This is a genomic window from Streptomyces sp. NPDC002403 (genome assembly GCF_053593015.1).
The window spans coordinates 1-9,302 of sequence record NZ_JBSFBQ010000110.1; the positions used below are offsets into that span (position 1 = coordinate 1).

Below are 9,302 nucleotides of genomic sequence, written 5' to 3' on the forward strand. Positions count from 1 at the left end.
GGCGTGTCCGGGTCGCGGCGCAGCGCCGTACGCGCCAGCCAGTCGACGTACTCGCCGGGGACCGGGGCGCCGACGCGGTGCAGGGCCGTCGAGGCCCCGCACCGCCCCGGCGGCGTCCCTGGTCAGCCGTCGGACGACAGCCGGGCCGGGAAGCCGCCCGTGGCCACCGGACCCCAGCGCTCCGGAGTGATCCGGATGATCGACTTGCCCTGCTTCACCATTGCCGCCCGGTACTCGTCCCAGTCCGGGTGCTCGCCCGAGATGTTCCGGAAGTACTCGACGAGCGGCTCGACCGAGTCGGGTGAGTCGATCACCTCGGCCGAGCCGTCGATCTGGACCCAGGGCCCGTTCCACTCGTCCGACAGCACGATCACGCTGACCCGCTCGTCCCGCTTCGCGTTGCGGGTCTTGGCCCGCTCCGGGTAGGTCGAGACGACGATCCGGCCCGCGTCGTCGACCCCGCAGGTCAGCGGGGAGCCCTGAGGACGGCCGTCGGACCAGGTGGTCAGCAGGATCGCCCGGTGCCTGGGCCGTACGAAGGCCAGCAACTCGTCGAGTTCCACGGCCGTGTTCGTCGCGATACTGGGTGCCATGTCCGCAGACTACGACGGCAGGGACTCATCCCGCGCGGCGACTACGACGGCAGGGACTCGCCCTGCACGGCCTGGATGTCGAGTTCCACCCGCAGCGTCGTACCGATCGCCGAGATGCCGGCCTGCACCACCTGGTTGTAGTTCATGGCGAAGTCCTCACGGCGCAGCTCCGCCGTGGCGCTGAACGCCGCACGTACGCCGCCCCACGGGTCCGGGCCCGTCCCGAGGTAGCTCAGGTTCAGGTCGACCGGACGCACGACACCGTGCATCGTCAGCTCGCCGTGGACCAGCCAGCGGTCCGGGCCCGCCGGGGTCAGCCCGTTCGAGCGGTACGTGATCTCCGGGAACCGGTCCGAGTCCAGGAAGTCGGGCGAACGCAGGTGCTTGTCGCGCATGCTGTTGCCGGTCTCGATGCTCGCCGCGCTGATGACGGCGTCGACCCGGGAGCGGTGGACCTCCTCCGCGATCTCGATCCGGCCGCTGAACTCGGTGAACCGGCCGTGCACGCTGGAGATGCCCAGGTGCTGTGCGACCGCGGCCACCGAGGAGTGCGCCGGGTCCAGCGACCAGGCACCCGGCGGCGGCAGCTCCACACCGCCCTGGCGGGCCAGCACCACCGTGCCGGCCTCGACCCGCCCGCTCGCCGTGACGAGGGCGGTGGAGGCGGCGGGGGCGTACCCGACCGCCGTGACGATCACCGTGTACGCGCCGGCCGCCAGGCGGGTGTCGGTCCGCACCGCCCCGTCCTCGTCGGCGGTGGCCCGCAGCACCTGCGTGCCGGTCATGTCGGTGACCGTCACGACCGCGTGCTGGACCGCCCAGCCGTCCCGCGTCCGTACCTGTGCGCGAAGTCCCATCCCGTTCTCTCTCCTTGCTCCATGACTCAATGAGTCGGGCCCCGGGGCGGGGACGGCAGGCCGTCCCCTGCCTGCCGTCCCCGCCACCGGGGCCCATTTCCACCTGCCGGCCGGCGCCTCCGCTCGAAGCGCCGACCCGCCGGAGGTCTGTTACTCGCCGGGGTGGGCGAGCTCGATGTCGTGATCGTCGGCCCCGCGGCCGGCCACGGTCAGCGCGCTCGCCACCGGCGGGTAGCCGGTCGCGATGACCGAGTACTCGCCCGCGTCCAGGTCGGCGAAGGCGTACGCCCCGTCCTCCCCGGTCGTCGAGGTGGCGACCACATTGCCCGCCGCGTCGACCAGTGTGACCCGGGCGTCCGGCAGCGGTCGCCGCGCGGTACCGGCCCGCACGGTGCCCTGGACCAGCGCACCGGACTGCAGCGCGGCCTCGACCCTGGTGACGCCCTGGCCGCCGATCTCCACCGGCAGCGCCAGCGGACGGAACCCGGCGGCGTTCACCGCGACGGTCACCGAACCGGGCACCAGCTCACCGAAGGTGAACTCGCCGGTCTCGCCGGACCTGCCGGTGGCCAGCACATCGCCGCGCACATCGGTCACGATGACCATGGCGCCCTCCACCGGTGCGGCGGACTCCGCGGCCCGCACGACGCCGGCCAGTCCGCTCGTACCGGAGAGCAGGATGTCGTACGCCAGCGGCTCGTCGGCGACGACCACCGTGGACGCCTGCGGCTGGAAGCCGTCGGCGGAGGCGATCAGGACGTAGGAGCCGGAGCCCGGCGCGTCCAGACCGTAGCTGCCGTCGGCCTGGGCGACGGAGCGCCCCAGCTGCCGGCCGGCCAGCGAGATCAGCGTGACGGCGGCACGGGCGACGGGTGCGCCCTCGGCGCCGCGCACCACACCGTGCACGGACGTGCCGTGCAGGGTGGCGACCGGGGCCTCCAGGGTGTCGACCGAGGTGGCCGTGGCCGTGGCCCGGGAGACCGGCGCGTCGGCGACGGCGGCCGGAGCCTCGACCGCTTCGGCCGCCGTGGTGGCCGGGGCCTCGGTGGCCGTGGCCGGGGCCTCGCTCGAAGCGCTGGTCTTCAGGGCGACCTCCTTGATGAAGATCGTGATCAGGAAGGCGATCAGCGCGGCCGGAGCCGCGTACAGGAAGACATCGCCGACACCGTGCCCGTAGGCGCTCTCCACGACCGTACGGAACGGCGCGGGCAGCTTGTCCAGGTCGGGGATGCCCCCGCCGCCGGTGCCGCCGTGACCCATGGCAGCGCCCTTGGGGCCGAGCTCCGCGAGACCGTCCTTGACGTAGTGGGTGACGCGGTTCGCCATGACGGCGCCCAGCGCCGAGACGCCGATCGCACCGCCCAGGGAACGGAAGAAGGTGACGACGGAGCTGGCCGAACCGAGGTCGGACGGAGCGACCTGGTTCTGCGTGGCGAGCACCAGGTTCTGCATCATCATGCCGATGCCGAGACCCATGACGGCCATGAAGACCGCGATGTGCCAGTACTCCGTGTCGTACCGGATGGTGCCCAGCAGGCCGAGCCCGGCGGTGACCAGGAAGCCACCGGTGACCAGCCAGGCCTTCCAGCGGCCGGTCTTGGTGATGATCTGGCCGGAGACGGTCGAGGAGATGAACAGACCCGCGATCATCGGGATCGTCATGACGCCCGACATCGTCGGCGACTTGCCGCGCGCCAGCTGGAAGTACTGGCTGAAGAAGACGGTGCCCGCGAACATCGCGATACCGACGAACAGCGAGGCCAGCGAGGCCAGCGTGATGGTGCGGTTGCGGAAGAGGCGCAGCGGGATGATCGGCTCGCTGGCCTTGGACTCGACGGCGATGAAGAGCCCGGCGAGCGCGGCGGAGCCGACGAGCATCGCGGCGGTCTGCCAGGAGAGCCAGTCGTACTTGTCACCGGCGAAGGTCACCCAGAGCAGCAGCAGCGACACGGCGGCGCTGATGAAGAACGCGCCCCACCAGTCGACCTTGACCTGACGCTTCACGACCGGGAGCTTCAGCGTCTTCTGGAGCACGATCAGCGCGATGATCGCGAACGGCACACCGACGTAGAAGCACCAGCGCCAGCCCATCCAGCTGGTGTCGGTGATGACACCGCCGAGCAGCGGACCACCGACGGTGGCGACGGCGAACACCGCACCGATGTATCCGCTGTAGCGACCGCGCTCACGCGGGGCGATCATCGCCGCCATCACGATCTGCGCGAGGGCGGAGAGACCGCCGACGCCGATGCCCTGGATGACACGGCAGGCGATCAGCATGCCGCTGCTGGTCGACATACCGGCGACGACCGAGCCGGCGACGTAGATGACGAGGGCTATCTGGACCAGCAGCTTCTTGCTGAACAGGTCGGAGAGCTTGCCCCACAGGGGGGTGGTGGCGGTCATCGCCAGCAGCGAGGCCGTGACGACCCAGGTGTAGGCGCTCTGGCCGCCGCCGAGGTCGGAGATGATCTCGGGCAGTGCGTTCGAGACGACCGTCGACGACAGGATCGCGACGAACATGCCGAGCATCAGCCCGGCCAGTGCCTCCATGATCTGCCGGTGTGTCATCGGCGCGCCGGACGAGGAATCGGAGGATCCCCCGTGCTTGGCGTGGCCGCCCCGCACACCGGTCGGTGTGGTCGTAGCCATTTAAGTCCTTGTCTTTGCTTCTGTTACACAGGTGTACGGGTGTGCGAGTCGTTGTCGCTGTCGGCAGGCCGGGAACGGCAGTCGCCGCTGTGCTTTCCGGGCCCGCACCCGCTGGGCGCGCGACAGGCGAAACTGTCGCGCAGCCGGGCCAACAGCGTGTTGAGCTGTCGGACCTCGTCGTCCGACCAGTCGGAGAGGTTGTGGGCGAACATCTCGGTGGTCCGCCGGTTCAGGTCGCCGAGTACGTCACGTCCGTCGGGGGTCAGCCGCAGGATGCGGGACCGCTTGTCCGCCGGGTCCGGGGACCGTTCGATCCAGCCACGCTCGGCCACATGGGCGACATGGCGGCTGGTCACCGACATGTCGACGTCCAGCAGCTCGGCCAGTCGGCTGATCCGCATCTCACCGTGCTGTCTGAGAAGAGCCAGCACGGCGGCGGAGCCGCCCGGACATTCGGCGGGCAGGATCCGGGCGAGACCTCGTTTGACGGCTCCGACGGCGCTGAGCTGCCGGGCCAGTTCTTCGTACTGACTCCGTGCGGCCACGGGACCCCCCAGACATCTCACCGGTTCATCTTGTTGCTTAGGGCAACCATAGAAGCCGTTGGTTGCTGCAGGCAAACGAAATCGGGCTTGCAGAAGTAAAGGAAAGCAAAAGGCTGCGTACGGCTCGGGTCAAAGGCCCAGCGTGTGGGGTGCGGGTGGTGCGGGGTGTGTGTCGTGCCACAGTCGAGAACGGTGGGACTCCGCTCCGGGGCTACGGCGACCGCGTGAGGAAGCGTGCACGCCGCGTGCGCGGGATGCGGTTCCGGAGCCGAGCGGGACAACAAGTTCCGTACGGAAAAGTCGAGTTGAAGATCCCGTCTCTCGCTGGAGCCGGCAACTCACCTGGGTGCGCCGCTGGTTCCTCCCCGGAACACCCCCGAGGCCCGGCCGGCCGGCCCCCGCTCCACCGTCGCGCACCGGCCCCTTCCCCGCCGGTCCCCGGCCCTGGCCTCGGCCCTTTCCCGACCCGGGGGTTGGGCCGCAGGGCCGAGTTCGCTAGGGTCCTGGCCCATGGCACACAACCCCCACGCCCCGCAGGGCCCCGAGGGCAACCACGACCCGGCCGGCAGCACCCAGATGTTCCGCGCCTTCGTCGACGAGGGCGAGCCGCAGCGCCGGCAGCAGCCGGCCGCCTCGTCCGGACCGAAGGTCGGGGTGATCGCCGCCGTCGTCGTGGTGGTCGTCGTCCTCGCCGCGGTCGGCTGGCTCGCGCTCGGCTGACCGGCGCCGCCGGTCACCGCACACGGCCCCAGTCCATCTGTCACTTCAATACGGCGGTGACGTCCCGGGTCTCGACATGCATGCCCAGGGGCACCCGCCAGGCGTCCACACAGACGGTGTACGTCCCCGTCCGCGCCGCTCCCGCACCGATCGGCGCGGGCAGCGGCCCGGTCGACTCGATGGTCGCCCAGTCGACCCCCAGCGCGCCGATCACATGCGTGGCGAAGGTGACGGTTCCCGCCCGCGCCGGTGATCCCCCGGTGTTCCGGAACTCCACGGTCACCTTCTCGCACCAGCGCTCGTCCGCCGCCGCCCGCACGGGGTCGCCCACCGACAGCGCGGCGGGCCCGGCGGGTGAGCCGGATCCGGGCGCCGAGGGGGTCACGGGCCCGGTGGAGCCCCCTCCGGGGCCGGGTGAGGCCGATGTGCCGGGTGTGGCGTGCGTGCCGGACGGTTCCGGAGTCGCGCCGGGCGTGGCCCCGGAGCCACGGGACCGGCCTCCATCACCGTCGTCACCGCTGCCGGGATCACGGCTCTCGCCGGGGTGGCGCCCCTCGCCGGAATCACGGCCGCGGTCATCACCCGGGGCGTGGCTCCTGCCGTCCCGGTCCAGCGGGACCAGTGTCACCTTCCCCGACGGCGCCACGGCCCCCGTCGGAGCTCTCCCGGGATCCGAGTCCGCCGCGCCGAGCGCCACATAGCCCTCGTCCGTCGCACCGCCGCCGCAGGCGGCCAGTACGCCGCCCAGACACAGCACGACCGCCGAGGCGGCGATCACGGTGCCCCGGCGGCCGTTCGAGCCGAGCATCTGACGTCGCATCGCGCCAGTGTGGCTGACGGTCCGTCAAATCGGAACCCTCTTGCTCCGGTACGGGAGTCCACGGTGTCAGTCGGCGATGAGCCCTTCCCTGAGCTGGGCGAGCGTACGGGTCAGCAGGCGCGAGACATGCATCTGCGAGATGCCGACCTCCTCGCCGATCTGCGACTGGGTCATGTTCGCGAAGAACCGCAGCATGATGATCTGGCGCTCGCGCGGCGGGAGCTTGGCCAGCAGCGGCTTGAGCGATTCGCGGTACTCGACGCCCTCCAGCGCCGAGTCCTCGTAGCCGAGCCGGTCCGCGAGGGAGCCCTCGCCGCCGTCGTCCTCGGGCGAGGGGGAGTCCAGGGAGGAGGCGGTGTACGCGTTGCCGACGGCCAGCCCGTCGACCACGTCCTCCTCGGAGACCCCGAGCGCCTTGGCCAGCTCCGGCACGGTCGGCGAGCGGTCGAGCTTCTGCGCGAGCTCGTCGCTGGTCTTGGTCAGCGCGAGCCGCAGCTCCTGGAGGCGGCGCGGGACGCGCACCGACCACGAGGTGTCGCGGAAGAACCGCTTGATCTCGCCGACGACGGTCGGCATCGCGAACGTGGGGAACTCCACGCCCCGTTCGCAGTCGAACCGGTCGATCGCCTTGATCAGGCCGATCGTGCCGACCTGGACGATGTCCTCCATCGGCTCGTTGCGGCTGCGGAACCGCGCCGCCGCGTACCGCACCAGCGGGAGGTTGAGCTCGATGAGCGTGTCCCGTACGTAGGCACGCTCCGGGCTGTCCGTTCCTTCGGGGCCTGGTGCCGGCCCCAGCGCGGCGAGCCGCAGGAACAGGGAGCGGGACAGAGTGCGGGTGTCGATGGCTTCCGACGAGCCGGTGAGCACAACGGGTGCGGGTTCGCTCTTCGTGAGCGTGAGCACCTTCGAGCTGCCCTGTTCTGCGGACATGCCACCCCCTTGAGGTCGCGGACGGTCGCGTTGGGCCGCGACCATCGGAGGAACGCAGCCTCCACCTGAATACCGGAGGCGAGGCCACGGCAAACGCGGTTTCCGCAGAATGTCACATGTCGGCAACACGCTGTAGTGACATGTCGACAAGTCTTTGTGGAGTCTGTGCAGTTAACAGGGGGTGCGAGGCATTCGGGTCGCGCGAAACGGACTTCGAGCGCTCTACCCGATCCGGTTAGGCATCGATCCTGTTTGCGGATCGGAGTCGGGCGAAGCTTCTCGCCAACAGCCTTGACACATGCATCTGGGACACACCCAGTTCCGCACTGATCTGGGACTGCGTCAGATTGCTGTAGTAGCGCAGCAGAAGGATGCGCTGCTCGCGCTCGGGCAGCTGTACGAGCAGATGCCGGACGAGGTCGCGGTGCTCGACCCCGGCGAGCGCCGGGTCCTCGTAGCCGAGCCGGTCCAGCAGCCCGGGCAGCCCGTCGCCCTCCTGGGCGGCCTCCAGCGAGGTCGCGTGGTACGAGCGGCCGGCCTCGATGCAGGCGAGCACCTCGTCCTCAGAGATCCTCAGCCGCTCGGCGATCTCCGCGGTGGTGGGTGAACGGCCGTGGGCGGTCGTCAGGTCCTCGGTGGCGCCGGTGACCTGGACCCACAGCTCGTGCAGCCGCCGGGGCACGTGGACGGTCCGTACGTTGTCACGGAAGTACCGCTTGATCTCGCCGACGACGGTGGGCATCGCGAACGTCGGAAACTGGACGCCGCGTTCGGAGTCGAACCGGTCGATGGCGTTGATCAGGCCGATCGTGCCGACCTGGACGACGTCCTCCATCGGCTCGTTCCGGCTGCGGAACCGCGCCGCGGCGTACCGCACCAGCGGAAGGTTCGCCTCGATGAGGGCGGCCCGCACCCGGCCGTGCTCGGGGGTCCCCGGCTCCAGGTCCTTGAGCTGTCCGAAAAGCACCTGGGTGAGCGCCCGGGTGTCCGCGCCCCGGGTCCTGGCGGGTGTCGTCGTACTGTCGGGCGCCTCGGTCTGGACGGACTGGGGAGGCACTTGAGGCGCTGTACTGGCCGGCACGATGAGGCCACCCCTTTGCAGTCAACTTCGGTCAACTCATCCGTCAAAAGCGGTCATAGCATCACAAGACATGTCCACTGTGTGCAAGCACCGTATAGCGCCGTGTTGGGGTCAACTTGGTTTAAACACCAAAAAAGCCCCTCACCGTGATGGTGAGGGGCTTGGATGCCGTCCGGATCAGAACGGGTAGTCGGCGATCACCCAGCTGGCGAATTCACGCCACTGCCCGGCCGCGGCCTGATGGGCGGGGTGCTCGATGTACCGCTTCAGGGAGTCCTGGTCGGCGACGGCGGAGTTGATGGCGAAGTCGTACGCGATCGGCCGGTCGGTGATGTTCCAGGCGCACTCCCAGAACTCCAGCTCGGGGATCTGCCCCTCCAGCTTCCGGAAGGCCTCCGCCCCGGCGACGACCCGCGGGTCGTCCCGCTCGACGCCGTCGTTCAGCTTGAACAGGACCAGATGGCGGATCACGGTGTACTCCTACTTCACGAGCTCGGACATGAAATCGCCGACGCCCTGTGCGGCACTCGAAACGCCCTCGAACCCTACCTGGACGAGGTCCGCCGCCCGCTCCGGGGAGGTGATGATCGTGTACGCCACGAAGACGAATATCACGTAGAGAACTATCTTCTTCGCTTGCACCACAGCCCCCGCCTCCCCTTCGGTCCCCTGCTTCGATCCTTTGTGCAGTCCGGCGAGTCTATCCACACGTATGGCCGCACCCCTGGGAGGTTTCCGACCCCCTCACACGGTCTTTAGGGACCAAGGACCCGGCGATCGAGGCCCTTTGCCCGCCCGTACGGGCCCTGAGCAGGAGCAGGATGGACGGTGAGCCCGGAGGACACGGCAGGAATCCGAAGGGCTCGGGACGGGCCCCCACTGTGGGATCCCCGCCGCGGCTCACCCCCCTGACCGCGACGAGGACCGGAGGCCCTGTTCTCACCGGGGGAAGCGGCTTGTCCCCCCGATGCCGCTTCCCCCGACCCGAGCGTGGGTGAACCGTGGCCCCGGCACGCTCTACACCGTCGTCCAGAACCTGGAGAAGCACGGGTACGTGGAGGTGGCCGGCGTCCAGCGGCAGGGCAACCGCCCCGAGCGCAC

10 protein-coding genes and 1 pseudogene are annotated in these 9,302 nt (G+C 70.0%); 2 read left to right on the top strand and 9 right to left on the bottom strand.

Going from position 1 to position 9,302, the window contains the following annotated elements:
• Nucleotides 1-122: 122 nt before the first annotated feature.
• From ACWCPY_RS42325 to ACWCPY_RS42340, 4 genes are all read right to left on the bottom strand, one after another.
• Nucleotides 123-593: a PPOX class F420-dependent oxidoreductase gene (locus ACWCPY_RS42325; RefSeq protein WP_451274407.1), complete on the bottom strand. Its 471-nt coding sequence runs from the start codon at nucleotides 591-593 to the stop codon at nucleotides 123-125.
• Nucleotides 594-634: 41 nt separating this feature from the next.
• Nucleotides 635-1,450 (bottom strand): YceI family protein, encoded by an 816-nt coding sequence (locus ACWCPY_RS42330; protein ID WP_451274409.1) that lies wholly within the window; start codon nucleotides 1,448-1,450, stop codon nucleotides 635-637.
• Between the two features lie 150 nt (nucleotides 1,451-1,600).
• Nucleotides 1,601-4,102, bottom strand: coding sequence for an MFS transporter (locus ACWCPY_RS42335; RefSeq protein WP_451274411.1), 2,502 nt, complete (start codon nucleotides 4,100-4,102; stop codon nucleotides 1,601-1,603).
• A 23-nt stretch (nucleotides 4,103-4,125) separates the two neighbouring features.
• Nucleotides 4,126-4,647 carry a MarR family winged helix-turn-helix transcriptional regulator gene (locus tag ACWCPY_RS42340; protein WP_451274413.1) on the bottom strand — a complete coding sequence of 174 codons (522 nt, stop codon included), beginning with the start codon at nucleotides 4,645-4,647 and terminating at the stop codon, nucleotides 4,126-4,128.
• Between the two features lie 510 nt (nucleotides 4,648-5,157).
• On the opposite strand from ACWCPY_RS42340, the gene ACWCPY_RS42345 reads away from it, so the two are divergent.
• A complete protein-coding gene (locus ACWCPY_RS42345) occupies nucleotides 5,158-5,367 on the top strand; it encodes a hypothetical protein (RefSeq protein ID WP_329819951.1) in 210 nt (69 codons plus the stop codon).
• Between the two features lie 40 nt (nucleotides 5,368-5,407).
• On the opposite strand, the gene ACWCPY_RS42350 is transcribed toward ACWCPY_RS42345, so the two are convergent.
• The 5 genes from ACWCPY_RS42350 to ACWCPY_RS42370 form a co-directional block, all read right to left on the bottom strand.
• Entirely contained in the window at nucleotides 5,408-6,187 is a 780-nt protein-coding gene (locus tag ACWCPY_RS42350) for a hypothetical protein (RefSeq protein ID WP_451274415.1), read from the bottom strand.
• A gap of 66 nt (nucleotides 6,188-6,253) precedes the next feature.
• A complete protein-coding gene (locus ACWCPY_RS42355) occupies nucleotides 6,254-7,120 on the bottom strand; it encodes an RNA polymerase sigma factor SigF (protein ID WP_329819949.1) in 867 nt (288 codons plus the stop codon).
• Nucleotides 7,121-7,355: 235 nt separating this feature from the next.
• The gene (locus ACWCPY_RS42360) at nucleotides 7,356-8,201 is read right to left on the bottom strand and encodes an RNA polymerase sigma factor SigF (RefSeq protein WP_451274418.1); all 846 of its coding nucleotides are present in this window, start codon (nucleotides 8,199-8,201) and stop codon (nucleotides 7,356-7,358) included.
• Nucleotides 8,202-8,378: 177 nt separating this feature from the next.
• Nucleotides 8,379-8,672, bottom strand: coding sequence for a Dabb family protein (locus ACWCPY_RS42365; protein ID WP_451274420.1), 294 nt, complete (start codon nucleotides 8,670-8,672; stop codon nucleotides 8,379-8,381).
• Nucleotides 8,673-8,681: 9 nt separating this feature from the next.
• Complete coding sequence (locus tag ACWCPY_RS42370) at nucleotides 8,682-8,909, bottom strand: hypothetical protein (protein ID WP_329820496.1); 228 nt, start codon at nucleotides 8,907-8,909, stop codon at nucleotides 8,682-8,684.
• Nucleotides 8,910-9,210: 301 nt separating this feature from the next.
• Here ACWCPY_RS42370 and ACWCPY_RS42375 point away from each other — a divergent pair.
• Nucleotides 9,211-9,302, top strand: a pseudogene (locus ACWCPY_RS42375) (PadR family transcriptional regulator); the annotation flags it as partial.

Bases quoted from the DNA above. Each gene is read 5' to 3' on its own strand.
- ACWCPY_RS42325 (WP_451274407.1), bottom strand. From the start codon at position 593: ATGGCACCCAGTATCGCGACGAACACGGCCGTGGAACTCGACGAGTTG.
- ACWCPY_RS42330 (WP_451274409.1), bottom strand. From the start codon at position 1,450: ATGGGACTTCGCGCACAGGTACGGACGCGGGACGGCTGGGCGGTCCAG.
- ACWCPY_RS42335 (WP_451274411.1), bottom strand. From the start codon at position 4,102: ATGGCTACGACCACACCGACCGGTGTGCGGGGCGGCCACGCCAAGCAC.
- ACWCPY_RS42345 (WP_329819951.1), top strand. From the start codon at position 5,158: ATGGCACACAACCCCCACGCCCCGCAGGGCCCCGAGGGCAACCACGAC.
- ACWCPY_RS42350 (WP_451274415.1), bottom strand. From the start codon at position 6,187: ATGCGACGTCAGATGCTCGGCTCGAACGGCCGCCGGGGCACCGTGATC.
- ACWCPY_RS42355 (WP_329819949.1), bottom strand. From the start codon at position 7,120: ATGTCCGCAGAACAGGGCAGCTCGAAGGTGCTCACGCTCACGAAGAGC.